Genomic DNA, 26,574 nt, shown 5'->3' on the forward strand with positions numbered 1-26,574 from the left:
TAGTTGACCACTACAAAAAGTACAAAGCTAAAACGCCTACAGCGTATTCTACTTATTGGATAGAGCCTAGCGATATTGCCATTTTGAAACTACAACAAGCCTAAAAAAATTCCCCTAGCTTTTGATGGCTAGGGGCTAAGGAAATCATAACATGAAAAACATTCAACACAGAGAATTATATCATGAAAAAATATCATTTGCCATCGATGGGGCAAGTGGTGATAATGAGCACACTACTACACTACTAGCGGACTTGCCAAACCGTCAAACATTGGCTATTTTTACGCCTACTGTTAGCGATAACAGCCCTACAGGTGTAAATATTCCGTCATTACAAGATACGCACAGTATCACCAGTTATGGCGGGGCGATGGTGCAAAATACAACACCCTTTTGGGAAATATGCACACCGTCTAGTAGCGGAGTTCAACCCCGCCAACCCTTTTTGCGGTTGGTATCACCGACTAATCTACTAGGAGCGTTCACCATGAATGCAATCTCAAACACCATCCAAAAATTTTCTATCTTTACCCCAATCGAAAGCCTTGTTTTGGGCTTTGTGCTTGGCTTGCCTATTGCTTGCCTTGTCTTTGGCATTCTAGCGGTTATGGGGGTGTAAGATGAAAGCATTTATCGTGGATAGCGTTAAGCATAGCATTTACAAACCATTTGCCCAGCTAGATTATGCCATGCACTATGCCAAGCATTTTGATGATGCCATTATCTATGAACGAGATTTTAGCGTTCATGAAGTGCAGGCATGGGGAATTGATGCACCATTCATCATTCAATGCGACAAACCGCCAATTTATCGCACATTTGCCAATAAATCTGATGCCATTATCTTTGCTGAACACCTAGCCAAAGATTATCCACAAGCACAAATTGAGCGTGTAACGGTGCGTTCATTTACTGATGAATGGGGTGATGAATGATTGAGATTAAAGAACTAACCTTACTAGACCACACGCCAAGTTATCATGATGATTTGTGCTATGCGATGCGTGATGTGTGGCGTGATGTATTTGTATCGGTCAATAGCGATGCCAAAGATTATCCAGCCATAGACAGTGCAGGCGTGATTTTGCAGGACAATACAGGCGATAAAAACAATCTCTTTATTTACCCAAATACCGAGATTGCAAGCAACTACAAACGCCCATTTTTGATGAAAGATTATCAAGGGCAAGCGGTGGTTTTGGGCAATGCGACATTATGCACCAAAATTCATGCCGTGATTGGCTTTGATAATGCTGATGTGCTTTATGATGCCGTCAAAGATGACTTAGGATGTGTGGTATGCCTACCACGCCTGCTAGAGCATCATTTTAACGCCCTTATTACGCATTTTGGCACGCTTAACAAGCCTTTGGCGGTATATGCACCACTGACCGACAAACAACGCCTAGAGAGCCTAAAAACCGCCGTCAATGGCGTGTTATATCTGACCATTGCAGACCTGCAAACAGCATTAGCCAATGATAGCCTTGATGATGTGTGCGAACAATCCGACAAGGTGGAATTGAGCCGTATTCAGTGGCAAACGCCAACGCCATTTGCAAGGGCAAATAGGAATAATCCCTATCCAATAGATGCGTTTGGCAATCTAGCGGATGTGGTCAATATACTTGCTTATTATGCACAAGTACCGCCATCAATGGCAGGTCAAAGCGTGCTTGGTGTGCTATCGACCATTGGGCAAGCCAAAGTGAATGCACCATTTAGCCATGACCACAAGCCAACAAGCCTATATCTACTGACTGAAGCCCCCAGCGGTGCAGGCAAAACCAGCGTTCAAAAATTGGCATACAAGGCGATTTTTGACCATGACCGCAAAATTTACCAAAAATTCAGCGATTGCATGACTGAATGGGAAATGATGACCCAAACACTCAAAGGCAAAGAATTGGCAGAATACAAGATGGACAACCCAAAGCCAGTGAACAAACAAATGATGCTGGATGATGCCACGATAGAACCCATCCTTGATAAGATGGTCATTGATGAGTGCGACAATGTGGCATGGGTGACATCCGAAGCATCCAAATTTTTTAATGGCTATACCATGCAATCAAGCACCAGTGGCAATGCTATGGGGCATTTAACCAATTTGTATGATGGCGGTTATGTGAATAGAGTGCGTTCCCAGCGTGCAAAAGATGCAACATGGAAAACGAGCGCATACGATGTGCGACTAACCATTGATATGAGCGGTCAAGGTGCGGTAATACAGCCTGCATTCAGTGATAAATTAATGAGTGAACAAGGTTTTATGGCACGGTTTTTATTATCTGCTGAAAAGTCATATATCGGCTATCGTGACTGGTCAAGCGATGAAAGATTATCAGCCAATCCATATGATGATGCAATATTAAAGGGCTTTTGGGCAAGATGTGATTACTTGCTCAATGACATGGCAAATTATCCAGCTGACCATATCCCCTTTGCTGATGTAGAGCCAAACAGAGACCGCAAAAACCGCTTTAATATGCCGTTTGCTAGTGATGCCATGCGACATCTTGCCAAGTTTCAACAGCATATCGAAAACAGCATGGCAGATGGTCAAGCATTGGCAGGCTATCAGGCTTTTGCATCACGTATGGCAGAGAATGCCAGCCGTATTGCCACGCTACTAGCCTACTTTGATGGCAAAGAGCAATTAACGACCGAGTATTTGGACGGTGCTTTTAAATTGGTGCAGTACAGCATTAACGAACAAATCCATTATCAAGATGATAATGAGATTTCGGACGCTGAAATTTTGCTAAATTGGCTGGTCAAAAAATGCCGTGAGAAAAAAACAGACCGTTTGGGCTATTCATGGGTGCAAAGCAATATCAAACCCGATAGGCTAAACAAGCGTGAAGTACTGCAAATGCTGACCGAAAGTCTAGCGTACAGCCATCATATCAAGCTAGGATTTATGGGAAACACCAAAAGCCGTGAAATTATCATCAATCCGTTAGTATTGCAGGGAAAAACAGGGAAAACGGGAAAGTAAACACCGCAAAGCCTTACACCACAAGGGCTAGCAACTTTCCTTTTTAAAGGGAAAGCTAAGGGAAAGTGGGGAAAGTGACGGATAAAAAGCCTGCTACTTTCCCTACTTTCCTTTTACTTTCCTAGCCAAAAGGAAAGTTACAAAGCCTTACACCATAAGGGCTAGAGCCAGTTACTTTCCCACTTTCCCTAATTTCCCATATCTAAATACAAAATCACGCCTGCTATTTCGGTTTTAAAATCCAAAATCACCACAAGATAACCACAAGATTTGATAAATCACGGTATGATTTCGGTAATACTTGGGCGTGTTCAAAATCGCACCAAGATTGAAACCCGTGCTACAATATCCCTAATGATTTAGATTTCCATGATGCCAAAAATAGCAACTATGGAGATTTCCCCCATACAGACCCCAAATTTAAAATGCCAAAAATAGCTACTATCACGAAAATCATGATAGTTGCCCAAGATGATTAAGATGCCAAAAATCGCCACAACTAACAGCCTAGACAACTACCCCAAACTAAGCATCAAGCAATACAAACTTTGTGGGCGTGATGACTTGACCACGACAAAGACCGCTTGTAACTTTGGCGGTTATCGTGATTGGTTTATTTGTGATTGTGGTAAGCGTGTTGGCGTGCTTTATTTGGTGCATCAATGGCGGTGCAGGCATTGCGTGGGGGCTTTGTATCAATCTCAACTTAATCAGCCATTAGACCGCTTAAACGAGCGTATAAACCGCATACGAGAGCGTTTGGGGTGGGTGCGTGGTATCGCACATGGCATGGGTGATAGACCCAAAGGAATGCACCAAAAGACCTATCAAAGATTAATCAGTGAGTACGAGCGATTGACCAAACTATTTATCGGTGAATATCATGACAAATATAACCCTAGATGATTTATTGAATGACCTACAAAAAGCCAAAGACATTGCAGAGCGTAACGAAAACCCCAACGCCTTAGTAACTGCAACATTGGCACAAGCTAAGCTTTTGGGATTGGATAAACCACAATTACATGACAAAAACCAAGATGCCGTAGATTTGATGGCAGATTTGATGAAAGAGTTAAGCAATGACAAAAAAACTACCTACCATTCATAGCCTAATGGCAGATTTAGAAACCGCCAAAGCACAAGCAATGGCAAACGGTCAATTTAACAGCGTGATTAGTGCAGTGGCACTACAAGCCAAGCTATTAGGACTTGATACAGGCAAGGCATTTGAACAAGCTAATACGCCTACACCCATTCAAGTAGTAGTGGATGTTAAAGATGCTAGAATGAGAGATGACAACTTAGAGTTATTGCCCGAATATCGCAAAAGCTAGTCTAATTGGAATGGATAAAAAAGCGGTTTTTGGGCTTTATAAAAAGGGGCGGTGTAAAAGTTTGGGCGATTGGTGCAGATGACCGCCAACCCATGCAAATTTATATCACCGCAAAAATGGAAGTTTGCACGCCTGCCAATGGCATCAAAAATGGGTAAAAAATGGCGATTTTTGGGGGTGACTTTTTAATTTGTTGGTATCAGTGTTGGTATCGGTTTTTTACTACCCCTTGCCAAGCCTTTATTTGCAATGCTTTTCAAAGGTAGTTTTGTCCACGCCACTCCGACCATATTTCAAAAAGCTTGTCAATCGTACAAGCTTTTTTATTTGCCATCATTTTATTCTTGGTGTCATGCCATCATAGGCTTGGATTGGTAATTTATGTCATTTTTGGGTATAATGTCGTCAATTCCATAGTCTTTATAAGGTTTTGGCATGACCACATCCCACCCCTACGCCAACCGCACCGCCAAGCACTTTGACGGTATCGAGTTCGATGAAGCCTTGATTCACAAATACAACCGTCAAGGCCCGCGCTACACATCCTACCCGACTGCACTTGAGTTCGTGTCGATGGCTGATGGTGTCGAAGCCAAAATCCTAAGCACTCGCAATCCTGCCACGCCACTATCGCTGTACTTTCATATTCCATTTTGTCGCCATCTGTGCTACTACTGCGGCTGCAACAAAATCATCACCAAAAAGAACAGCGATGCAGGCGACTATCTGGACTATCTATTTGCCGAAATCCGCCACAAAAAATCGCTGCTACAAGGCAATAGTATCGTCAAGCAGCTACACTTAGGCGGTGGTACACCGACATTTTTTAGTGATGATGAGCTGGTGCGGTTGTGGCAGTTTTTGCAAGCGGAATTTACCTTTGCGCCCGATGGCGATTACTCGATTGAGATTGACCCACGAGAGCTACGAGATACGACGCTACAGACACTACGAAATCTTGGGTTTAATCGCCTAAGCTTCGGCGTCCAAGATCTCGATGAAACGGTACAAATCGCCGTCAATCGAGTGCAGCCCCTGCCGCTAATTCAGTCGGTGATGGCGGATGCTCGCAGGCTTGGCTTTGACTCGATTAATATCGATTTGATTTATGGGCTGCCCCATCAGCGTGTCGATGGGATGCGACGGACGATTGATGAGATTATCAAGCTATCACCCGATCGGTTGTCGGTGTTCAACTATGCACACTTGCCCGAGCGATTCACCGCCCAAAGACGCATCAATGAAGCCGACCTGCCAAGCCCAAGTGATAAGCTGACTATGTTTGGCAATATTATCCATGCACTATCGGATGCTGGCTATCAGTACATCGGCATTGACCACTTTGCCAAACCTAGTGATGAGATGGCGATCGCTCAGCGAGATGGCAAATTGCATCGCAATTTTCAGGGTTATGCCATCTTGGGCGACTGCGATTTGCTTGGCTTTGGGGTCAGTGCGATTAGTCAGATTGGTGCGCACATCACCCAAAATCCCACCGCTCTTGCCGACTACCAAGCCGTCATCGGTGATGGTAAACTCCCTGCCGTCAAGCACATCCAAAGCGAGCCAAAAGACGAGCTACGCCGTCATATCATCATGAATCTGCTCTGCCATGATTATATGAATTTTGGGTATTTGCGTGAGCGATTTGGCATTGAGCCGACCCAAGTGTTCGCTGATGAGATTGCAAACTTACACGACATGGCGGCCGATGGGCTGGTGCAGGTTGATGATGATGGTATCAGTATTCTGCCAAAGGGGCGTATCCTTGGGCGTAATGTGGCGATGGTGTTTGATGAATATCTGAGCCAAAAGCACGCAGGACGGTTTTCAAAGGTGATTTAGGTGCAGATGGTGTGCTGTTCTCAAATTTGTTTTTTGACACAACTGATACACACCCCAAAACTCGCCATATTATAATTAAAATTACGGAAATAAAACAATGGTTTTTAATCAAGAACAGTACTATTCTGCATTTATCGGATTTAACGAAACCGCGATTATCATTCAGACTCAATCCGGTAATGGTTTGTTGGCAATTGATTATATGTATCAGCCTCATGTTTTACCCTTGGATATTGATGATAATATGCTTGGCGAGACATTATTGAAATCTTTATCTAGTAGTAGAACATTAGTTTTGGATAGTGAAGAAATTATAGATTTTTTTGATTTAACCAAAGGAAAGGAACGCTATGAAAATTGGGTGGATTACTTGCATCAATCTTTGGACTACAAATCAAAAAAAGCATTATTTAAAAACATGATGTCTTGTAGTATATCACTATTTAATGGCATGATTGAGATTGCTCCTAGTCGCCATGTCAAATTGCATGCTTGGGAAGGCTTGGATGATGATAAAACAATCACTTTGCCTTTAGATAGCACATCTGATGAAATTGGAAAAGGATTGCGTTTGGCGATGAGTTATTGTTTGTAGTCAAATTTCAGTTTGGCAATTTTACTCATTATACTACGCCTACAAAAAAAAGCCGTTGATAACAACGGCTTTGGCGTATCTAGCTTTTTGATTTACGGTGTTTTAGGCTTTGCCATAGGGTTTCGTGGGCGATTTTTGGCACTTTGAGCGTGATGGTGTTTGATAGCATATCATGCACCGCTAGCCCCCGAGTGTTAAACACACAAAACAAAAAATTGAACAAAAAGCCCAAAAACGCCGCCAACAAAATCGCAAGCTTCGACCCATGGATAAACGCACCAACCGCTGCACACAAGGCAGGCACAAGGCAGGCACTAATGATCCGCATAAAGCTCTGCCCCCAGCTAAGCAGCTGCCCATTGGCATCCACAGTCTTTAGTCGCCAAGTCTGCATACCCAAGGTCTGCCCCGACTTACGCCAAAAAATCCCATAAAATCCCACCAAAGTCAGCACAAACGCTGGCGTCATCACGCCGTTTTGGTACCACAGGGGCAATGCTTTGGCATCTTGGGAAGTCGTCCCCACATCCAAAAACAGCAGCGTACCGACCACCGACAGCACCGCACCCACCAAAAACAGCATCGCCAAAATCAGCATCCCATCATAGACGATGGCAGACAGTCGCACCAAAGGCTTGGCGACGGTAGGCGTTTCGGCTGGTGCGGTGGCTTGATTCTGTTTGGGCGTGCGTTTTGACATGATGGATGATATCAGCAGAAAAAAGATGCGTTATTGTAGCACAAAAGCGGCTGATTGGGTAAGCTTGACCGATATTTGGCAGGATTGGCAAATTAGACAAATCGGATTTAATGAATAAAAAAATCACCGAAATCAATGACTTCGGTGATTTTCGTAATATGGCGCACCCGGAGAGATTCGAACTCCCGACCCCTTAGTTCGTAGCCAAGTGCTCTATCCAACTGAGCTACGGGTGCGGATTCAACTCACTTTGTTATTCAACATCGTTCGTTGTGGCGGCTATTATACAGTGTTTATTTTGTATGTCAAGCGCTTTTTTTATTTATTTTCGATTTTTTTCTTGTGATTGACAAGATTAATTAGAAAATAAATGGCGGTGAAGGAGGGATTCGAACCCTCGATACCCGTAATTAGGTATGGTTCCTTAGCAGGGAACTGGTTTCAGCCACTCACCCACTTCACCGAACGGTCGCTTTGATAAGTTGCTACACTTATCATCCATCATCATTGATGATTTCGCTTGTCGTTGTGGGCGATAATTATAACAAAAATTTGATACTTTGCAAGTGTTTTTGGCAAATTTTTATAAAAATAATGCGTTTTTGCCATCATTCTGCCATGATCACTGATAATGTAGTGCGATGACGATGAATTTTTGTATAAAATTTCATCAATTTTGGGATATGGCAATGTCTTTTTGGGCGTATTTTGATATATAATTTCAAAAAAATCATCAAAAAAAGTCGTCATTAAGGAGATATCATGCGACCGACCGTGCTATGCTTTTCGGGGCTTGATCCATCAGGGGGCGCAGGACTGCAAGCCGACATCGAAGCCATTGGCGCAGCAGGGGCGCACGCTGCCATCGCCTGCACCGCCATCACCGTACAAAGCTCTCAGCAGGTGTTTGGCTTTGAGCCTGTATCTAGTCAGCTACTCACCGCTCAAGCCTGTGCCGTACTTGCCGATCTACCGGTACAAGCCATCAAATCAGGGATGCTTGGCACGGTTGAGAATATCGACGCCATCACCAATCTATTTGACAGCCACCAAATCCCACATGGCACGCCTTATGTGCTCGACCCTGTACTGGTCGCCAACTCTGGCGGTAGTCTCGGTGATCCTGCGACTTTGGTGCAGGCGTTTGCCAAGCTCTTACCCCACGCCACACTCATCACGCCAAACACGCACGAACTGCGCGCCCTAAGCGGTCGTGATGATCTACATGACGCCGCCAAAGCGCTCAATGATCAAGGCGTCAATGCCGTACTTGTCAAGACATCGCATGACTTTGAGGCGGGGGATATTGAGCAGTTTTTGTACATGAATGGGCGTATTGAGCACACCAGTATCGTGCCACGCCTAGATGGTGAATATCACGGCTCGGGCTGTTCGCTCGCTAGCCACATCGCAGGACGACTGGCAATGGGTGATGATTTGGTCGATGCCATCATTCATGCCGATGGCTGGGTGCATCAGTCGCTCATCTATGCCGATGTGCCACATCCTGACAATCCTGCCGCCCAAATGATGCCCAATCGCTTTGTACGCCATCGATAAATCGCCGTGCAAAAAAAATCAGCACGCAGATAGTGCTGATTTTTTGGGATGGATGCTTGTAAATTATGCCAGCTTAGCCCATCCAAATATTGGCACTGATGATACCGATGAATTTTTCGAGCAATAATAAGCTAAATAATGCCACCAAAAATGACAAATCAATCATGCCAATATTGGGCACAAAACGGCGAAACGGCGCAACAATCGGCTCGGACAACTGCATCATCACGCCAAAAATACTGCTATTGACATTCAAAAACATCATCAATAAACTGCTAATCGCTGATGCCATCATCAAATAGCGAAGCGCCTGCAAAAATTGCATAATCGCTGAAATCGTCGCCACAAAAAACACTTCGACCGCTGATAGGCTCTTGCCCAAGATAGCAGCATCCGCCACCAAATTAATCAGATACAAAAGCAGCATCAGCACCACCGCAGCCGTGCTGATACGCCCCTTACCCATCGTTGGGAAAATGCGTGCAAACACATCCACCACTTGGGTCAGTCGATAAGTCGTCTTGGCAAAAGGATGCGTCTTATCAATCTCGGCAAGCTGTACCATGAACCGCAAAAACAGCAAAATCAGCGCAAAATTAATAACGGCATTGACCAATACAAAAGGCAATGAATTCATAAAGTTATCCTGCTTAAGCTTGGCTTAGCACCGCCCCAAGCTCGACACTGCGGTCGCTACACGCCTGCATCGCACGGGCGAATGCTTGACCGACATCATCAGCATATAGGCTCTCTAGCGCCGCTGCTGTTGTGCCGCCTTTTGAAGTGACTTGCTCACGCAATGTCGCAGGGTCTTGATTGATTGCCAATGCGCCTGCACCGCACACGCTTTGGACTGCCAAAGCATGAGCATCGTCAGGTGATAGACCCATTTCGACCGCTTTGGCAATCATATTTTCTAGTACATAAAAGAAATACGCAGGCGCAGAACCTGCCACCGCCGTCACAGCGTGCAGTAGGTTTTCGTCCTTGACCCATGCGGTGATGCCTGATGCCTGCATCACTTTTTCCGCCATTTGACAAGCGGTCTCACTGATGCCATCAGCGAACAAGCCTGATGCACCAAAGCCCACGCTGGCAGGTAGATTTGGCATACAACGCACGATATTGGTATAACCACCAAGCATCTGCGATAAGGTCGCCACCGACAAGCCTGCTGCGATAGACAGCACCAGCTGTGATGACAGATATGGCGCAATCGATGCACCCACCACGCCCATCACCTGTGGCTTGACCGCTAGGACAACGACATCCGCTGGCGTGATGATTTGCTCGGCTTGCTCTGGGCTGACGGCATTCACGCCTTTGGCGATGAACTGCGCTTGCTTATCGGTATCGGTATCAGACACAGACAAGGTCAAATCCAGCCCCTGCTCGGCTTTTGCCTTTAATAGTCCATCGATAATCGCCCCTGCCATATTACCACCACCGATGAATGCGATGGTTTTGCCATTTAATACGCCAAAATCAGCAACAGTTGTCATAACGCACCTTTTATCAAATTTATCAAAGTAAAACTTCACCCATTGTACACCATTCGCCCTATCGGTGCAAAATTATCCAAAGCCACAGGCGTCAAATCATCCAATCGCCACACGCACATCGGCGCAATCAGCCAAGCATCCGCCCCGATATGCACCTGCCACAGATGTGCTCGTAGCCACGGCGGTAGGCGCAGTTTTTGGGCAAGTTTTTTGCCTTTAAAGGTGTGTTTGCCAATGATGACGGATGTGGTTTTGTTCATTTTTTGGGCATGGGTGATGGCGTGATGGCTTGTAAATACAATGTGTAATTGCCCATCTGCTACCAGTATTAATTCGTGAGATTGAAATTTATCAAGCCCATGTTCATACCCATGCCCATCACCAACACTTGCCAAATCATCCGCTTGCACGCCTGCCGTCAAAAGTCGCCACACATCCGCCCGATAGCGGTACAATCGCCCATCATAACAGCACAGCACATAGCTATAATGCGCCCCTTGCCAAATCACCTGACTGGCGTGGTCATTGTCCGTGCGAGTCATCAGGTCAAGCACGGATTGGGTGGTTTTGTGGCTTGGTGGCAAGGGTTCATCACCCTGTAGCCACTGGTGTAAGATACTGGACTTGGCGGCTGTTGGTGCTTGGTTAAATTGCTCAATATCCATGACAGCTTGGTATGGCAGATAAGTCTCTGCACAAGATAACTGTGCCAAGTGCGTATCTGTGCTGTGCTGCTGCCACTCGGCACTCTTGGCAAGTAGCTCGGCACTGCGTACGATATTCTCTACCGCTCGTGGGTTGATATCAGTGAGCAAGGGCATAATCAGCGTCCGCAGTCGCCCGCGTACATAAGCGGTATCGGTATTGGTCGCATCATCAACAAAGGGGAGCTTGTGCATGCTGGCAAATTGGCTAATCTCCTTGCGAGTAACGCCAAGCCACGGTCGCCACAGCCACACTTGCTTATCATGACTGGATTTGGCTTGCCATGATTTCATCCCTGCCAAACCCTGCACGCCTGCACCATGAATCAGCCTGTACAAGACCGTTTCGGCTTGGTCATGGGCATGATGAGCCAGCATCAGCACATCATTGTCCTGCATCAGCGACAGCATAGCATCATAGCGAGCGGTGCGTGCGTGCGTTTCGCTGTTTTTTGACAAGGTAACAGGCAATATCCGACAGTCAAAGCCATGCGCTGTCGCCCAAGTCGCCACCAAATCCGCCCAATCATCATTTGCCTGTTGCCACCCATGATGCACATGCAGTAAGATTGGTAGCCTATCCATCTGCCCCGCTTGATACAGCTGATAGCACGCATACGCCATCGACAGCGAATCACGCCCGCCACTGCATGCCAAATACAGCGTCGCCCCATCTAGCCTGTGGCGATGGTCGTGATAAGCATTCAATAAAGCATGGGTCAGTGTGTCGGACATGGTTTGATAATTCAAAAGATAAAAAAATAGGGCAAAATCTCTTTTGCCCTATTGTAGCAAATTTATCAGCAAATCGCCGTTAAATGCTTTGGTGAAATACTTTGAAAGATACTTGATAAGCCCAAAAAAGCTTTCAAGATGCTTTTTATAAAGCATCTTATAAAAAAACTTATAAATATACTTTATAAAGATACCTTAGAATTAAACTGCATCAAACGCTCATAGCGTTTTTGTAGTAGTTCATCTTTTGGTAATTGCTCAAGCTCGGCAAGCTGTGCTGTTAGCAGTGAGTTGAGCGCAGCCATCACAGGCTCTGGCGCTTCGTGCGCACCCACGCCTTCTTCGATGACTTCATCAATCAGCCCTAGCTGATGCAGATTGACGGCGTTGAGCTTGAGTGCATCAGATGCATCTGGGGCTTTTTCGGCAGTTTTCCACAGGATAGACGCACAGCCTTCAGGTGAAATCACCGAATAAATACTATTTTCAAGCATATTGACACGGTCAGCCACGCCAATAGCCAGCGCACCACCCGAGCCGCCTTCACCGATGACGGTCGCAATAACTGGCGTGCCAAGACTTGAGAATACAGCGATGCTCTTGGCGATGGCTTCGGCTTGTCCACGCTCTTCAGCACCCACGCCCGGATATGCCCCTTGAGTATCAATAAAAGTCAATACCGGCAAGCCAAAACGCTCCGCCATCTGCACAAGACGAATCACCTTGCGATAGCCTTCGGGGTTCGCCATACCAAAGTTGTGTGCAATACGCTCACGAGTACTGCGACCACGATGCTGACCGATGACCATCACAGGCTGACCGTTAAATCGTGCCAAGCCACCAATGATGGCTTTATCATCTGCAAAGGCACGGTCGCCGTGCAATTCATCAAATTCGGTAAATAATGCCGATACATAATCAAGGAACAACGGACGCTTTGCATGGCGTGCCAATTGCACACTTTCCCAAACTTTACTCATAGTCCACTCTAAAAAAATGATTGTACAAATGTAAACTAAGATTTAGTTTAGCACATTTTTTGGTATCTCGTCATCTTTTTTGTTGTGATTTTGGTTTGAAAATCCCAAAATTCACCGCCCATTAATCAATTGACCAGCATTCAACAAGCACACCGCCTTGATAAACTTGTATCCGATGATGGTTTGTAAACCAAATCAATAGGCAATTCAATATTCACACATCCCAAAAAACAAAACCCCAAAGCGCATCATACTGCCATCTTTGGGGTTTGTTGTCTATCTTATGCCATCAGGCAAATTCGCCCGTGCTCACCACATCAAGCTGTACGCCCCATTTGGCAAACTGTGGCGCATCTTGCTCAAGCTGTGTGGCGATTAGCTCTTCGTGCATCCCTGCGCCGACCAACACTTGCCAATGGTCAGCACTGATGATGTTCAGATTAATCGCAGCGGCCTTGGTGGTGCGTGATTGGCTAGACTGCGCTGCTAGACGCAAAATCAAACACAGATAGGCAAGCTTGCGACCGCCCAGATTCTCAACGATATCAAGCGCATCGGATTTGAGCTTGCGGCGATGATGTAGCACAAGCTGCGCCATCATTGCTTGACCCACCTGCGAAAAGCCTGCAATGTCTGAATGCTCAAGCAAATAGGCACTGTGGCGCTGATAGTTGCTGTGCCCAACCGCCAAGCCAATCTCGTACAAATTTGCCGCACGGCGGAGCAGGTCAGCATCTTCGCTACTAAACTCAAGCTCATCTTTGACATCATTAAACAAGCGAGCCGCTCGCGTCATCACACGCCCTGCTTGCTTGACATCGACCGAATAACGCTCTGCCAGTGCCGCCACCGAGCGGTCACGCACATCTTCAGAATTGAGCCTGCCAAGCATATCATACATCACGCCTTCACGCAGTGCGCCGTCCGAATAGCCAAGCTCATCAATCTCAAGCGTCTGCATGATGGCAAGTAGCTCTGCCACGCCTGCAGGGAATACCGCTTGGCGATGCGCCTTGACCCCTTCAAATTCAATCTTATCTACCGAGCCAAGCTTAATCAGATGTTTTTTAAGCTTCATCATCCCATCTAAAGTGATGCTCTCACCGCTAAAGCCAAGCTCGGCAAGCACAAGGCGGGCCGCCTTAATCGTACCTGATGAGCCGATGGCATTATCCCAGCCGACTTTTTTGTAGCGTTTGGCGATGGCAAGTAGCTCGGTTTGGGTGTGCTTGGCAGCTTGCTCAAAAGCTTTTTCGGTGATTTTGCCATCGGCAAAGAATTTTTTGGTATAAGCCACACAGCCCATCTGCAAGCTTTCCATCTCAATCGGCTCAAAACCTTGCCCGATGATAAACTCCGTCGAACCACCACCAATATCAATCACCAAGCGAGTATCGGTACTGGCATTTGAGTGCGACACACCCAGATAAATCAAGCGAGCTTCTTCACGACCGGCGATAATCTCAATCGGCTTGGGTAGTAGTAGATTGGCACGGCGGATAAACTCTTGGGCGTTGACCGCTTTTCGCAGGGCATTAGTCGCCACGATACGCAGACGGGTCGGATGTACTTCGGTAACATGCTGAGCAAAGCGGTGTAAGCAGTCTAGCCCCCGCTGAATGGCTTCTTCGCTTAGGACATTGTTCTCATCAAGCCCTGCTGCCAATTGTACTTTTTCAGAAATCGATGCCACTTTTCGTACTTCACCGTGGTCAAGACGAGCAATCGCTAGATGAAAGCTGTTTGAGCCTAAGTCAATCGCCCCCAAAAGCTCATCACGCCCGATGGCAGCAGCATCATTGATGGCACTGGCGATTTGTTGGTGGCATTCGGTGGTGTCTGGAAAAGTTGGGTTCATGCGAACTCCTTTTGATTATTTTTTTACACAAAATTTAGGTCTAACTTTACGATAATTTGCCCAAATTGTCTATGGATTTTTGGTTAATTTGGGGTGAAGTTTAAGTAGGTAGTTTAAGCAGGTATCTGCACCGAATCAGGTAGCAAATCCGCCATATCAGACGGCAGCGGTGCAAGATACTGCAAAGGCCTGTCATCATCCATCGCCACATCCGCCAAAGACAATCGCCAAGCGTGCAGGCATAGGCGTTTGACCTGTGGGGTAGATTTGTTCAGTTGATATTTATCATCACCAAGCAAGGCGTGCCCAATGTGCGCCATATGCACCCGTATCTGATGTGTACGCCCTGTGGCAGGCATGGCAAGTACAAGGCTGACAGGCTTGCCGTCTAGCTCAAATCGTGCCAATACTTTAATCTGCGTTAAGCTAGGCTTAGCGACTTCTTCGCCCTGTGCCGCCCCAAGCTTTGCCACCTTGACACGACGCTCACCGTTATCAAGCGTATAACGCAGTAGTGGCACATCGATGGTTTGGCTGTCTGCTTTGATATAGCCTGCACTCAAGCACAGATATTGCTTGTGGATGGTTTTTTGGCGAAATTGTTCTTGTAAGTGCTTGAGTGTACTGCGTTTTTTTGCGATAAGTAGTAAACCTGATGTGTCCTTATCAATGCGATGCACAAGCTCAAGGTACTTTTTGCCCGTCGCCTGACGCATCGCTTCAATCACCCCAAAGCTCTCACCGCTACCGCCATGCACCGCCATGCCCGATGGTTTATTGAGCACGATTAGCCCATCATCTTCGTGGATGATGCGTGCCATCAAGCCTTTGGCAAAGCTGTCACTGATAATCACTTCTTCACGCACTGATAAGCGAATGGGCGCAATGCGTACCACATCACCAACATCAAGCTTATCATGTGGCTTACAGCGTTTGCCATTGATACGCACTTCATCAGCACGGATGAGCTTATATAAGTGTGAGCGTGGCAAGCCCTTGAGCCGGGCGAGCAAAAAATTATCAATCCGCTGTCCTGCTTGATTATCCGTCACCGTCAAAAAATTCACCTGATTAAAATTACTAATCGCCACATCCGCCGATTGCTTAGGGTGTGGATTGTGCTTAGCTTGGCTTGGTCGTGCCGATGGGCGAGATTTTGGGGAATTTTTGCCAAAACGATGGCTTGATGGCTGATTTTTTGGACTTTTTTGTAAATTTTTCATGGTTTTGTCAAATTTTTGTAGGCGTTTGGCAAAAGATTTGGTATAGTTTAGCATGTTGCAAACAAATACAGGATAATTTTTGTCGTTTGACACAATTTTTATCCGACACACTTGCAAATCCCTGAGATTTTTTTGTTACCACAGTTAAATTCAACAATCAGCTATAATAATCACTGATTGCAATACTGGGTAAAAAAAATTGGCGATTGAGCGATATCGGTTTTGGCATGATTTTAGCGAACCTAAGTCTCAACGATACCTACGCCCTACTGCGTGATGGTCACGCCCACGCTCATATTTGCCCTTGCAACCGCCAAAATAGTTAATAATCGCTTAAAAAAGCACTACAGCCATTTTAAGCATGATAATGCAACTTCGGTATTGATACCGTACAAGATTTCGCTAGGACGATTGTTCGTCTTTTAGCCTTGTTGAGTACCACTGGTTCAAAAGCACAAGACAAACTCTGCTTTTGCAAGGTAAACCCCAGTCGGCTCAAGCTTACAGAATTTTTATAGCATTGGTGCAAGCAGTGCTAAGTGTCGTTTGTACAGACAAGCGACTTGTAATGATTGCTCGTTCACTCAGCCTAGATGATAAGCATCTATTGCTGATTGTTTCGTACAGCTAATAAATCTTTGGAAAAAATACCGATGTTGCTTGATTCGGGCTTTTGCCCTTATAAGGAACATCATGAAACGCATTTTAATCAACGCCACGCATAACGAAGAAATTCGTGTTGCTCTGTGCAAAGACAGCCACCTGTACGATTTTGACCTAGAAAATCGCACTCGTGAACAAAAAAAGGCCAATATTTATAAAGGCCACATCACCCGAGTTGAGCCATCGCTAGAAGCGGCTTTTGTTGAGTATGGTTCGGCTCGTCAAGGCTTTTTGCCACTGCGTGAGATTGCCAGCGAATATCTGCACGGCAATCTGCGTGAAGACAACATCAAACAGCTCATCAAAGAAGGCGATGAAGTCATCGTCCAAGTCGAAAAAGAAGAGCGTGGCAACAAAGGTGCGGCGTTATCGACTTTTATCTCGCTTGCCGGTCGCTATTTGGTATTGATGCCAAACAACGCCAAAGCAGGCGGTATCAGCCGTCAAATCTCAGGCAAAGTCCGTGAAGAGATGAAACAAATCATCGCAGGGCTCAACCTACCAAAAGGTATGAGCGTCATCGTGCGTACAGCTGGCCTTGGCAAAGGTGCTGAAGACCTACAAAACGACCTTGACCATCTGCTTGATATCTGGAAATCCATCCAAGAACAAAACAAAACTCGCCCAAGCCCCTGCCTAGTCCACCAAGAAGCCGGCGTGGTCACTCGTGCGGTGCGTGACTATCTGCGTGATGATATCGGAGAAGTGTGGATTGACAGCGAAAACGCCTATAACGAAGCGGCGAATTTTATCAGCGCTGTCATGCCAAGCCAAATGAGCAAACTGCGTAAATACACCGAATATGAGCCGATGTTTGCCCGTTTTGGTATCGAACGCCAAATCGAAACCGCCTATCAGCGTGAAGTACGCCTGCCATCAGGCGGCTCGATTGTCATCGACCAAACCGAAGCACTGGTATCAATCGACATCAACTCATCGAAGTCCACCAAAGGCTCAGATGTCGCCGAAACTGCCTATAACACCAACCTAGAAGCCGCCGACGAAATCGCGCGTCAGCTACGCCTGCGTGATATGGGTGGTCTGATTGTCATTGACTTTATTGACATGAACGACCCACGCCATCAAAAAGATGTCGAAAAGCGTCTGATTGAAGCGACCCGCCATGACCGTGCTCGTGTGCAATTTGCCGAAATCAGTAAATTTGGTCTGATGGAAATGAGCCGTCAGCGCCTACGCCCATCACTCGAAGAAGCCACAGGCTACATCTGCCCACGCTGTCATGGCAATGGTATGATTCGTGATTTGCGTTCGCTGTCGCTATCTATCATGCGCCAAATCGAACAAATCGCCCTAAAAGAACGCATGGGCGAAATCCAAGCCGAAGTGCCGACCGATATCGCTGCTTTCTTATTGAACGAAAAGCGTGAAAGCCTAGTGTATCTAGAGCAAGACAGTGGCGCTCGCATTACTATCTTGCCACACGCACACCTAGAAAGCCCGAATTTCACCTTGCACTTCAACCCAGACGGCTTTGCGCCATCAAGCTATGAGCGCATCGCCGATACTGAAGAAAAAGAAACCATCGACCGTGGCTATGAAGTCAATTGGCAAAGCGATAATGATGGCAAGGATACTGCACGCTGGCATAAGCACAGCGATAAGAGCGACAAAAAAGTCGCCAAACCACAAGCCGAGCAAGCCACCCCTACCAAAGCCGAACCACAAGCAGTGGCATGGCTATCCAACCTATTTGCGCCAAAACCACAAGCCAAACTGGCAGGCAGTCTAGGCACAGCAGATGCTGCATCTGCCATCGAAGCCATCGTCAATGGCGGTGGTGTCAGTCTAGGTGCATCAGGTAATATCTCAGCCATCATCGATACGGCATCAAGCGCCGAGCCAAGCCATGCAGCCGCTCGCCCACACGCCGATGACAAGCGCAGAAAGCCAAAACACAAAAAAGAAGCCATCGAAGACAAAGAAGTCGCTGACAAAGCTGAGAAAAAAACCAAAAAAGACAAACCAGTCGAACAGCACCCAAAACGAGAAGCAGGCTCACGCCGTGAATCTCGTGGCGAAATCGTGCGTCATGAAACCTTAACCGCTAAGAGTGACAAGAGCGAAAAAGTCGAAAAAGCGGACAAAAAAGAACGCACCGATAAACCAAAAGCGGACAAGGCAGAGCGTGCACCACGCCAAAAGTCAGCCAATCCTGATGAAGTGGTGCTACATATCAGCGCCAGCAAGTCAGAAGAAGCCACAACCCAAGTGGTACATCTATCACTAGATGGTAGTAAGCCTAAGAAAACTAAGGCTCGTGCCGAAAAAGTAGAAAAAACCGACAACGCTGACAATGCTACCGCCACGACCGCAGAGCCAGTCAGCACAAATAGTATCGAATCAGCCCCTGTCGCTGATGTCGCTACCCCTGATGTGACCGTTGATGCGACTAGCGAAGTCGTGAGCACAGAGCAAGCACCTAAAGCCATCGATACGCCTGCGGTGGATGACAAGCCTGTAGCCAAGCCCGCCCTTGCGCCTGAATTACAGGCTCGCATTGCAATGCTTGCTAAGTCAATGAACAAAGCGCCGAACGACCCGCGTGTGGTGCAGGCTGCCCTACAAGCACCGACTGCGCCGATTCGTGGCACTGCAGGTGAGTTCATCACAAGTGTGTTAGGTGCTGATGTCAGTGGTCAATTTGTCGCCGACTTTTTGACTGCACTTGCCAAGTCGCAATCGCAAGCAGGTGAGTTTGATTTTAGCAACTTTGGCTACGCACCGATTGATGATGCTGCCAAGTCTGAATTTGACAAACTGACCCAAGCAGTATCACAGGCATCTGCCCCACAAGGCAAAACCGCCGTCGCACCACGCCCTATCGCACGCCGTGCCGCCAACGACCCACGCGGTCAGCATCCTGACTACGTCGAGTCAGATGCGCAAACAGCGGTAGTACCAAGCGAAATGGCAGACGAGCAAGCAAGCCAAAGTATCGATGCAGTATCTGAAGTGGCGACAACCGAAGCAGTGGAACAAACTGTAGCCACAACAGCCGAAGTCACCAAAGTAGTCGGCGAAACCACAGAAACTCAAGGCGAGACTGTCGGTGAAGTGGTCAGTCATCTGGTTGATGATGCCATCGATGTCGCCAAGCTAACCGCTGAGCAAGTCTCAGACTCGGTCAATGAAGTGGTGAGCGAAACCATCGACAATGTCGCAACCATCGCTGCCGCTGCTGTGGATTTGTTCTCGCATTTAGGCGATGCCAATGACACAACCACCGCCGATACAGATGCATCTGAGCAAGCGAGTAAAGACGCTGTCGCAAACAGTAAAACTGCCGATGCTATCAGCACTGATGACGCTACCACAGGCACGGCAGATGTCGCAAGTGATGTCGATGCTACTGACGACAATACAGTAGCCGCCACAAAGCCCAAAAAGGCAAGTCAAGTCAAAGAAATCACTGCTGAGCAAAAGGCTGAGAAAAAGTCCAAGACCAGCAGTTATAAAGACATGATTGAAAATGTCGCCGGTCAGCTACAGCCACAGGTAGGCATCCTAAATCTGATGGCAGCCAAAGCACCGAAGGCCACCAAAGCGCCAAAAACTCGTGCACCAAGAAAGCCGAGCAAAAAGCCGACCAAAGTCGAAGTGCGCAAAATCAGCAAGCCTGCCGACACGCCTAGCGACGACAGTGCTGAATAATCCACCAAAACAACAAAGCCATTGAGTTATTCAATGGCTTTGTTGTTAGTTGCCCATTTGATTGAATCAGCTGCAATCTGTCATATAATCAACACAGCCAATCAATACAGCGTTATTTTTGCTTTTGTTCTTCTTCGTCCACCACTTCAGCATCAGCGGTGGCAGTTGCGGCAGCGGCATCATCGATTTCGACCGCTTCTGCGATTGGCGTGTCATCTTCGGCTTCTGTCGTGCCATTTGCACCTTCAGCACCTTCAGCGGGCATTGCATTAGCATCCGCCAAATCATCCTCCGTTGGCTCACCCGCTGGTTCATCACTGCCTTCTGCCATCGTCGTCGGCGCAGCTGGTGCGGCACTCATGGGCACATCTTTTGGCTCGGTGGCCGTATCGGTATTTTGTTCTTGCTTGCTACAAGCGCTCAGTGCGATCACACCGCACAGAGCAATCACTTGCCATAGGGATTTTTTCATCGCTACATCCTTAAAAAGTGGCAAAATATGGCAACCCAACCAAACCTTTGCCCAATTCATACAAAACCGCCAATCAATCAACCATCGGCGAATATCTGTTTATCATGGATCATCTTGTCATATACACCAAATACCACACAACCTGTGCAAACTACCACAGACCTGTGTGCATCATGTTATTTTTTTAGACAAGTTTTTCCCATGATCGTACTGCTTAGTATAGCATAAGTTTACATAAACAATACAGTACAACGGTTACGATAAGCTACTCAAAACTTGCCAATATTTCTACTTTATGGCATAGAAAAAAAAGCAGATGCACTCGTCATCTGCTTTTGTTGGTCAGTACTGTCAATGACACAGCAAGGCAATTAGCCAAGTTTGCCGTGGCATTGTTTGTATTTTAGGCCAGAGCCACATGGACATGGTGCATTGCGGTTGATATTAGCAGGGATCACCAGTTCATCATTGTCAAGCTGTGGTTCTGCCACTGTCTCGCTTGGTGCTGCTGCACCCAAAGTGATAGTCATGTTCTGCCTGATGCGATGACGATTTGGCACGGGACCCGTGGTCAGCTCAGGGTCACGACTTTCAGTGCCGTCCAAGTTGATTTCATTATGCTCAAACATCATCTGCATACGCTCAGCCTGCAGGCGACGCTCTTCTTCTAGGGCAGCTAGCTCTTCTGGCGTCGGTACATGCACACGAGCCAAATCCTGCACCACATCTGATTTAATCGCACCCATCATCGATTGGAACAGCTCAAACGACTCACGCTTGTACTCTTGCTCTGGATTTTTTTGGGCATAGCTACGCAGGTGGATACCTTTGCGCAGCTGATCCATCTGGGTTAGATGCTCTTTCCAGTGGTGATCCAAGCTTTTTAGCATGAAATGGCGTTCTAGTGATGCAGCGGTCTCAGCGCCCATCTGCTCACGGCGAGCCTCATAGCGTTCGATGGCGGTGTTGATGATTTTTTCACGCAAGCCCTCTTCGTCAAGACGGCGATCAGCATCGAGCCAGTCATTGATTGGCATATAAAAACGGAACGCTTCTTCGATTTCATCTTCAAGTCCGTCAATATTCCACTGATCATCAACTGAGCCCGGTGGTACAAACTGATCGATCAGTGCATTGTACACCTCATGGTGCATGGCTTTGATGCCTTCTTGCAAATCCATCTCTGCAAGCAAATCATCACGCTGTGAATAGATGACTTTACGCTGTTCGTTGGCGACATCGTCATACTTGAGCAGGTTTTTGCGAGCATCAAAGTCACGAGCTTCGACCTTGCCTTGCGCACCTTCAATCGAACGAGAAACCATCTTATGCTCAATCGCTTCATCTTCTTTTAGGCCCATCGCACGGAACATATTGGTGATACGATCACCGGCAAAGATACGCATCAAATCATCTTCTAGCGATAAGAAAAAGCGAGATTGACCAGGGTCACCTTGACGACCGGCACGACCACGCAACTGGTTGTCGATACGGCGTGACTCGTGGCGTTCTGAACCAATGATATGCAGACCGCCTGCGGCAAGCACCGCATCATGACGCTGTTGCCACGCCGCTTGGGCAGCTTGGCGCATCTCTTCAGTGACGCCTTCGACACCTTCAAGCTCGGCTTGCCAGTTACCCCCTAGGATAATGTCTGTACCACGACCTGCCATATTGGTGGCGATGGTCACTGCCTTTGGACGGCCTGCCTGTGCGATGATGTCCGCTTCTCTCTCGTGCTGTTTGGCATTTAGGACTTCATGCTTGATGCCTTCTTGGTCAAGCAGATACGACAGCTCTTCGGATGCTTCAATCGTCGCTGTGCCGACAAGCACAGGTGCGCCTTTTTCGGTGATTGACTTGATTTCACGGATGATGCCTTTGTACTTACCAAGCTTGGTCAAGAAAATCTGGTCATCCAAGTCAATACGAGCCACAGGACGGTGCGTCGGGATGATGACAACATCCAAACCATAGGTGGATTTAAGCTCCGCCGCTTCGGTATCTGCCGTACCTGTCATGCCTGATAGCTTATCATACAGACGGAAATAGTTTTGGAAAGTGGTGGTCGCCATCGTTTGGTTTTCGGCTTGGATTTCCACGCCTTCTTTGGCTTCGACCGCTTGGTGCAGACCATCCGACCAGCGACGACCCGGCATGGTACGACCTGTGTTTTCATCAACGATGATGACTTCGCCATCTTGGACGATGTAGTGAATATTCTTGACGAACAAATGGTGCGCACGGATGGCCGCTTGTGCATGGGCAAGTAGTGGCAGACGAGCTGGGCTGTACAGGCTTTCATTTTCGCCCAATTCACCCACTTCGATTAAGAATTTCTCAATTTTCTCATAGCCTTTTTCGCTGATTTCGATGGTGCGGTTTTTCTCATCAATCCAAAAATCACCAGCGGTATTGTTCTTGTTCGCTTCTTCGTCATCTGAGCGAACAAGATTTTCAACCACCTTATCAATCAAGGCATACAGATGTGCTGAGTCTTCGGCCTGACCTGAAATGATGAGCGGTGTACGCGCTTCATCAATCAAAATTGAGTCAATTTCGTCAATGATACAGTAGTTGAGCGGACGCTGTTTCTTTTCAGCTAGGCTAAACACCATATTATCGCGCAGATAGTCAAAGCCGTATTCGTTATTAGTACCATAAGTGATGTCAGCACGATAGGCGGCGAATTTTTCTTGGGGCACCTGCTGGCTATAGACCACGCCCACTGTCAAGCCCAAAAAGTCAAATAGCGGACGGTTCAGCTCGGCATCACGGCTTGCCAAATAATCGTTCACGGTGACGACGTGCACGCCCTTACCACTGATGGCGTTCAGATAAATCGCCAAAGTCGCCATCAAGGTCTTACCTTCACCGGTCTTCATCTCGGCGATTTTGCCTTCGTGCAAGGTCATCCCACCAATCAACTGCACATCATAATGACGCATCCCATTGACACGCAATGACGCTTCACGGCACACCGCAAACGCTTCAGGCAACAGCTTATCTAGGCTCTCACCTGCTTGATGACGCTCTTTAAATTCCGTCGTCTTTTGGCGAAGTTCATCATCACTAAGCACCTGAATACTCGGCTCAAGGGCGTTAATCTTGGCGACGGCTTTACGCATTCGCTTTAATTCGCGTTCATTTTTGGTGCCGATGACCGCACCGACGATTTTTGCTAACATAATTTTTTCCGAAAAATGGGCAAACCCATTACAATCATTTTTGATTTGAGCTATATGGTTTTTGATGTCTTAAAATCAAGCCACAAGCCTTAATTAGTCATTGAATTTGACAAAATTTTACAAACTGGCAAATACTTTGTCCGCAGCCATAATGGTCTTATCCAAATCTTCATAGCTGTGCGCCGACGACATAAACGCCGCTTCAAACGCTGATGGCGCAAGATACACGCCTTCATCAAGCATGGCATGGAAGAATTTGGCGAACTTTTTGGCATCGCATTTGGTAGCGACATCATTGAAATTCTGCGGTAAGCTGTCGCTAAAGAACACGCCAAACATACCACCCACCGAGCACGCTTGGAACGCCACGCCATGCTTGGCAGCGGCATCTTTTAGACCCTTAACCAGATACTCAGTCTTGGCAGTCAATTCGTCATAAAAGCCGTCTTGGGTCAATTTATCAAACATCGCCTTACCTGCACGCATCGCTAGCGGATTGCCCGACAATGTGCCTGCTTGATAGACACCGCCAAGTGGTGCGATGCATTCCATGATTTCACGCTTACCGCCAAATGCACCCACCGGCAGGCCTGCGCCGATGATTTTACCAAAGGTCGTCAAATCAGGCGTGATGCCAAAATGCGACTGCGCACCGCCTAATGCCACACGAAATCCTGTCATCACTTCATCAAAAATCAGCACCACGCCATGCTCGGTGCATAGTGTACGCAGGGTTTGTTGAAATTCTTGGCTTGGGATGACCATGTTCATATTGCCTGCGATTGGCTCTAGAATCACGCAAGCAAGCGTATCGCCAAATTTCTCAAAGCACGCCTTGAGCGCATCGATGTCATTATATGGCAAGGTGAGCGTGTGCTTGGCAAAGTCCGCAGGCACGCCCTTTGATGTCGGCTCACCAATGTCCAGCATCCCTGAGCCTGCTTTGACCAGTAAGCTGTCCGAATGCCCGTGATAACAGCCTTCAAACTTGACAATCTTATCACGACCCGTATAGCCACGAGCCAAGCGAATCGCCGACATCGTCGCTTCAGTGCCTGATGACACCATACGCACAAGCTCAATGCTCGGCACGATACTGGCAATCAAATCCGCCATCGTCGTCTCTGATGGCGTCGGCGCACCAAAAGACAAGCCATCTTCGGCAGCTTGTTTGACCGCTGTGATGACATCATCATGCGCATGACCCAAAATCATCGGGCCCCATGAGCCGACATAGTCGATATAGGCATGATCTTCGGTGTCGTAAATGTACGCACCCTTCGCGCGCGCAACAAACACAGGCGTCCCACCCACGCCAGCAAAGGCACGCACTGGCGAATTGACACCGCCTGCGATGTGGCGTTTGGCTTTTTCAAATAGTTGTTCGTTAATGGTTTGGGTCATGGTTATCTCTACTAATGAAAGGGTTGGTCTATTGGGTTTATCAATGTTATGGGCAGATGATGAAATAATTACTATCAATTAGCCACATAATTACTCTTCACGCAAGGTATTTTGAAAAGCCACACCATCAACACCTTTTAAAATACCAATCACATCATCTAGACAATCTTCATTATCGTCGTCAATAGTCAGTTGCTCAATGCGTTGAATATCCAATGTCAATAATTCATTGGGGGCAAATTGACTGATGTTGGGGATAAACAAACCACCATCTTTGGCGATTGCTGTATATTGCATGGCTTTCCTTTTTTATCATTGGTTGTTGTTAAAATCTTTGATGGTGTAACAGCTTTGAACAATTTCATTGGGGAGCCAACCTATTTGCCCAACAGATGAGCCTTGATTGTTGTGCTTGCTAGTAATTTTTACCCAAATCCAACCTTGATACAAGCCCAAAACTTCTACCATGTCACCATGATGAACTTCTAGTTCGGTGGGGTTGTAATCCACTATTAAGGTATTATTTTCGTCAACAAAACCACCATAGACAAAAAATTCTACATTGTTATAAGTGGTGCTATACCAACCTTGATATTTTTGACAGGGTAGTAGTTCACCAAGTTTTGTTCCTGCTTTGAAGGTGGGGAAAGTACCTTCGGAGTAATGTGAGTATAAAACCAAACATTGCATAGCAAGTCTAAGCCTTTTTAACCACGCTGGATTTCAGTTTCATCGCCCCAAAGCCATCAATTTTGCAGTCAATATCGTGGTCATCGGGTGCATCATAGATTAGACGGATTGATTTGACTTTGGTGCCGACTTTGATTGGCGTTGATGAGCCTTTGACCTTAAGATCCTTAATCACCGTCACTGCATCGCCATCAGCCAATACATTGCCGACAGCATCTTTGATGACTGGCAACTCGTCGCTTGACTCGCCATCTTTCCATTCATGGGCGCACATTGGGCAAATCAGCAAATCACCATCTGCATAAGTAAATTCTTCGTGGCATTTTGGGCAAGCAGGTAAGCTCATGATATCACCTTTGGTCTTTTTAAATTAACTGTCTATTGTAACCGATTTTCGCCCTTTTTTGTCATTGGCTTTGTCAATTCGTACAAAATTTTAACACTT

At 46.8% G+C, this 26,574-nt stretch carries 23 protein-coding genes and 2 tRNA genes; 10 read left to right on the plus strand and 15 right to left on the minus strand.

What is annotated here, in order from left to right; all coding sequences use genetic code 11:
* Positions 1–151: 151 nt before the first annotated feature.
* The 8 genes from B0680_RS10755 (at position 152) to B0680_RS08465 (ending at position 6,778) form a co-directional block, all read left to right on the plus strand.
* Positions 152–619, plus strand: a complete 468-nt coding sequence (locus tag B0680_RS10755) for a hypothetical protein (protein WP_143821401.1) — start codon at positions 152–154, stop codon at positions 617–619.
* Between the two features lies 1 nt (position 620).
* Positions 621–935: a hypothetical protein gene (locus B0680_RS08435; RefSeq protein ID WP_078254666.1), complete on the plus strand. Its 315-nt coding sequence runs from the start codon at positions 621–623 to the stop codon at positions 933–935.
* Entirely contained in the window at positions 932–3,001 is a 2,070-nt protein-coding gene (locus B0680_RS08440) for a DUF3987 domain-containing protein (protein ID WP_078254667.1), read from the plus strand. The genes B0680_RS08435 and B0680_RS08440 overlap by 4 nt, the downstream gene beginning before the upstream one ends.
* A gap of 480 nt (positions 3,002–3,481) precedes the next feature.
* On the plus strand, positions 3,482–3,907 hold the full coding sequence (locus tag B0680_RS10760; protein WP_143821402.1) for a hypothetical protein: 426 nt from the start codon (positions 3,482–3,484) through the stop codon (positions 3,905–3,907).
* Positions 3,885–4,112, plus strand: coding sequence for a hypothetical protein (locus B0680_RS08450; RefSeq protein WP_078254668.1), 228 nt, complete (start codon positions 3,885–3,887; stop codon positions 4,110–4,112). The genes B0680_RS10760 and B0680_RS08450 overlap by 23 nt, the downstream gene beginning before the upstream one ends.
* Entirely contained in the window at positions 4,084–4,338 is a 255-nt protein-coding gene (locus B0680_RS08455) for a hypothetical protein (RefSeq protein WP_078254669.1), read from the plus strand. The genes B0680_RS08450 and B0680_RS08455 overlap by 29 nt, the downstream gene beginning before the upstream one ends.
* Before the next feature lie 435 nt (positions 4,339–4,773).
* Positions 4,774–6,183: an oxygen-independent coproporphyrinogen III oxidase gene (gene hemN, locus B0680_RS08460; protein WP_078254670.1), complete on the plus strand. Its 1,410-nt coding sequence runs from the start codon at positions 4,774–4,776 to the stop codon at positions 6,181–6,183.
* 97 nt (positions 6,184–6,280) lie between these two features.
* Positions 6,281–6,778 (plus strand): contact-dependent growth inhibition system immunity protein, encoded by a 498-nt coding sequence (locus B0680_RS08465; RefSeq protein ID WP_078254671.1) that lies wholly within the window; start codon positions 6,281–6,283, stop codon positions 6,776–6,778.
* Between the two features lie 79 nt (positions 6,779–6,857).
* Here the strand turns inward: B0680_RS08465 and B0680_RS08470 are convergent, their stop codons facing one another.
* From B0680_RS08470 to B0680_RS08480, 3 genes are all read right to left on the minus strand, one after another.
* On the minus strand, positions 6,858–7,409 hold the full coding sequence (locus B0680_RS08470; RefSeq protein WP_078254704.1) for an RDD family protein: 552 nt from the start codon (positions 7,407–7,409) through the stop codon (positions 6,858–6,860).
* Positions 7,410–7,637: 228 nt separating this feature from the next.
* Positions 7,638–7,714: transfer RNA gene (locus B0680_RS08475), tRNA-Arg, on the minus strand.
* A gap of 135 nt (positions 7,715–7,849) precedes the next feature.
* Positions 7,850–7,941: transfer RNA gene (locus tag B0680_RS08480), tRNA-Ser, on the minus strand.
* Between the two features lie 299 nt (positions 7,942–8,240).
* Between B0680_RS08480 and B0680_RS08490 the strand changes: the two genes are divergently transcribed.
* Entirely contained in the window at positions 8,241–9,038 is a 798-nt protein-coding gene (locus B0680_RS08490; protein WP_078254673.1) for a hydroxymethylpyrimidine/phosphomethylpyrimidine kinase, read from the plus strand.
* A gap of 73 nt (positions 9,039–9,111) precedes the next feature.
* On the opposite strand, the gene B0680_RS08495 is transcribed toward B0680_RS08490, so the two are convergent.
* From B0680_RS08495 to B0680_RS08520, 6 genes are all read right to left on the minus strand, one after another.
* Positions 9,112–9,675, minus strand: coding sequence for a YggT family protein (locus B0680_RS08495; RefSeq protein ID WP_078254674.1), 564 nt, complete (start codon positions 9,673–9,675; stop codon positions 9,112–9,114).
* A 13-nt stretch (positions 9,676–9,688) separates the two neighbouring features.
* A complete protein-coding gene (gene proC / locus B0680_RS08500; protein WP_078254675.1) occupies positions 9,689–10,540 on the minus strand; it encodes a pyrroline-5-carboxylate reductase in 852 nt (283 codons plus the stop codon).
* Between the two features lie 35 nt (positions 10,541–10,575).
* Complete coding sequence (tilS, locus tag B0680_RS08505) at positions 10,576–11,979, minus strand: tRNA lysidine(34) synthetase TilS (protein WP_078254676.1); 1,404 nt, start codon at positions 11,977–11,979, stop codon at positions 10,576–10,578.
* A 182-nt stretch (positions 11,980–12,161) separates the two neighbouring features.
* Entirely contained in the window at positions 12,162–12,959 is a 798-nt protein-coding gene (locus tag B0680_RS08510) for an acetyl-CoA carboxylase carboxyltransferase subunit alpha (protein WP_078254677.1), read from the minus strand.
* Between the two features lie 289 nt (positions 12,960–13,248).
* The gene (gene ppx, locus B0680_RS08515) at positions 13,249–14,817 is read right to left on the minus strand and encodes an exopolyphosphatase (protein WP_078254678.1); all 1,569 of its coding nucleotides are present in this window, start codon (positions 14,815–14,817) and stop codon (positions 13,249–13,251) included.
* Between the two features lie 113 nt (positions 14,818–14,930).
* The gene (locus tag B0680_RS08520; protein WP_078254679.1) at positions 14,931–16,094 is read right to left on the minus strand and encodes an RluA family pseudouridine synthase; all 1,164 of its coding nucleotides are present in this window, start codon (positions 16,092–16,094) and stop codon (positions 14,931–14,933) included.
* Between the two features lie 639 nt (positions 16,095–16,733).
* On the opposite strand from B0680_RS08520, the gene B0680_RS08525 reads away from it, so the two are divergent.
* Entirely contained in the window at positions 16,734–20,375 is a 3,642-nt protein-coding gene (locus B0680_RS08525) for an Rne/Rng family ribonuclease (protein ID WP_078254680.1), read from the plus strand.
* Between the two features lie 112 nt (positions 20,376–20,487).
* Here B0680_RS08525 and B0680_RS08530 read toward each other — a convergent pair whose 3' ends face one another.
* From B0680_RS08530 to B0680_RS08555, 6 genes are all read right to left on the minus strand, one after another.
* On the minus strand, positions 20,488–20,847 hold the full coding sequence (locus B0680_RS08530) for a hypothetical protein (protein WP_078254681.1): 360 nt from the start codon (positions 20,845–20,847) through the stop codon (positions 20,488–20,490).
* Between the two features lie 371 nt (positions 20,848–21,218).
* Positions 21,219–24,035: a preprotein translocase subunit SecA gene (gene secA, locus B0680_RS08535; protein WP_078254682.1), complete on the minus strand. Its 2,817-nt coding sequence runs from the start codon at positions 24,033–24,035 to the stop codon at positions 21,219–21,221.
* A 117-nt stretch (positions 24,036–24,152) separates the two neighbouring features.
* On the minus strand, positions 24,153–25,439 hold the full coding sequence (hemL, locus tag B0680_RS08540; RefSeq protein WP_078254683.1) for a glutamate-1-semialdehyde 2,1-aminomutase: 1,287 nt from the start codon (positions 25,437–25,439) through the stop codon (positions 24,153–24,155).
* Between the two features lie 90 nt (positions 25,440–25,529).
* Entirely contained in the window at positions 25,530–25,736 is a 207-nt protein-coding gene (locus tag B0680_RS08545) for a hypothetical protein (protein ID WP_078254684.1), read from the minus strand.
* Between the two features lie 15 nt (positions 25,737–25,751).
* Positions 25,752–26,129 carry an SH3 domain-containing protein gene (locus B0680_RS08550; RefSeq protein WP_078254685.1) on the minus strand — a complete coding sequence of 126 codons (378 nt, stop codon included), beginning with the start codon at positions 26,127–26,129 and terminating at the stop codon, positions 25,752–25,754.
* Between the two features lie 7 nt (positions 26,130–26,136).
* Positions 26,137–26,475, minus strand: coding sequence for a zinc ribbon domain-containing protein YjdM (locus tag B0680_RS08555; RefSeq protein WP_078254686.1), 339 nt, complete (start codon positions 26,473–26,475; stop codon positions 26,137–26,139).
* Positions 26,476–26,574: the final 99 nt, after the last annotated feature.

It is taken from the genome of Moraxella pluranimalium, assembly GCF_002014825.1.
GTDB lineage: Bacteria > Pseudomonadota > Gammaproteobacteria > Pseudomonadales > Moraxellaceae > Moraxella > Moraxella pluranimalium.

Coding starts and splice junctions, on each gene's coding strand:
- B0680_RS10755 (WP_143821401.1), top strand. CDS start 152: ATGAAAAACATTCAACACAGAGAATTATATCATGAAAAAATATCATTT.
- B0680_RS08435 (WP_078254666.1), top strand. CDS start 621: ATGAAAGCATTTATCGTGGATAGCGTTAAGCATAGCATTTACAAACCA.
- B0680_RS08440 (WP_078254667.1), top strand. CDS start 932: ATGATTGAGATTAAAGAACTAACCTTACTAGACCACACGCCAAGTTAT.
- B0680_RS10760 (WP_143821402.1), top strand. CDS start 3,482: ATGCCAAAAATCGCCACAACTAACAGCCTAGACAACTACCCCAAACTA.
- B0680_RS08450 (WP_078254668.1), top strand. CDS start 3,885: ATGACAAATATAACCCTAGATGATTTATTGAATGACCTACAAAAAGCC.
- B0680_RS08455 (WP_078254669.1), top strand. CDS start 4,084: ATGACAAAAAAACTACCTACCATTCATAGCCTAATGGCAGATTTAGAA.
- hemN (WP_078254670.1), top strand. CDS start 4,774: ATGACCACATCCCACCCCTACGCCAACCGCACCGCCAAGCACTTTGAC.
- B0680_RS08465 (WP_078254671.1), top strand. CDS start 6,281: ATGGTTTTTAATCAAGAACAGTACTATTCTGCATTTATCGGATTTAAC.
- B0680_RS08490 (WP_078254673.1), top strand. CDS start 8,241: ATGCGACCGACCGTGCTATGCTTTTCGGGGCTTGATCCATCAGGGGGC.
- B0680_RS08495 (WP_078254674.1), bottom strand. CDS start 9,675: ATGAATTCATTGCCTTTTGTATTGGTCAATGCCGTTATTAATTTTGCG.
- proC (WP_078254675.1), bottom strand. CDS start 10,540: ATGACAACTGTTGCTGATTTTGGCGTATTAAATGGCAAAACCATCGCA.
- tilS (WP_078254676.1), bottom strand. CDS start 11,979: ATGTCCGACACACTGACCCATGCTTTATTGAATGCTTATCACGACCAT.
- B0680_RS08510 (WP_078254677.1), bottom strand. CDS start 12,959: ATGAGTAAAGTTTGGGAAAGTGTGCAATTGGCACGCCATGCAAAGCGT.
- ppx (WP_078254678.1), bottom strand. CDS start 14,817: ATGAACCCAACTTTTCCAGACACCACCGAATGCCACCAACAAATCGCC.
- B0680_RS08520 (WP_078254679.1), bottom strand. CDS start 16,094: ATGCTAAACTATACCAAATCTTTTGCCAAACGCCTACAAAAATTTGAC.
- B0680_RS08525 (WP_078254680.1), top strand. CDS start 16,734: ATGAAACGCATTTTAATCAACGCCACGCATAACGAAGAAATTCGTGTT.
- B0680_RS08530 (WP_078254681.1), bottom strand. CDS start 20,847: ATGAAAAAATCCCTATGGCAAGTGATTGCTCTGTGCGGTGTGATCGCA.
- secA (WP_078254682.1), bottom strand. CDS start 24,035: ATGTTAGCAAAAATCGTCGGTGCGGTCATCGGCACCAAAAATGAACGC.
- hemL (WP_078254683.1), bottom strand. CDS start 25,439: ATGACCCAAACCATTAACGAACAACTATTTGAAAAAGCCAAACGCCAC.
- B0680_RS08545 (WP_078254684.1), bottom strand. CDS start 25,736: ATGCAATATACAGCAATCGCCAAAGATGGTGGTTTGTTTATCCCCAAC.
- B0680_RS08550 (WP_078254685.1), bottom strand. CDS start 26,129: ATGCAATGTTTGGTTTTATACTCACATTACTCCGAAGGTACTTTCCCC.
- B0680_RS08555 (WP_078254686.1), bottom strand. CDS start 26,475: ATGAGCTTACCTGCTTGCCCAAAATGCCACGAAGAATTTACTTATGCA.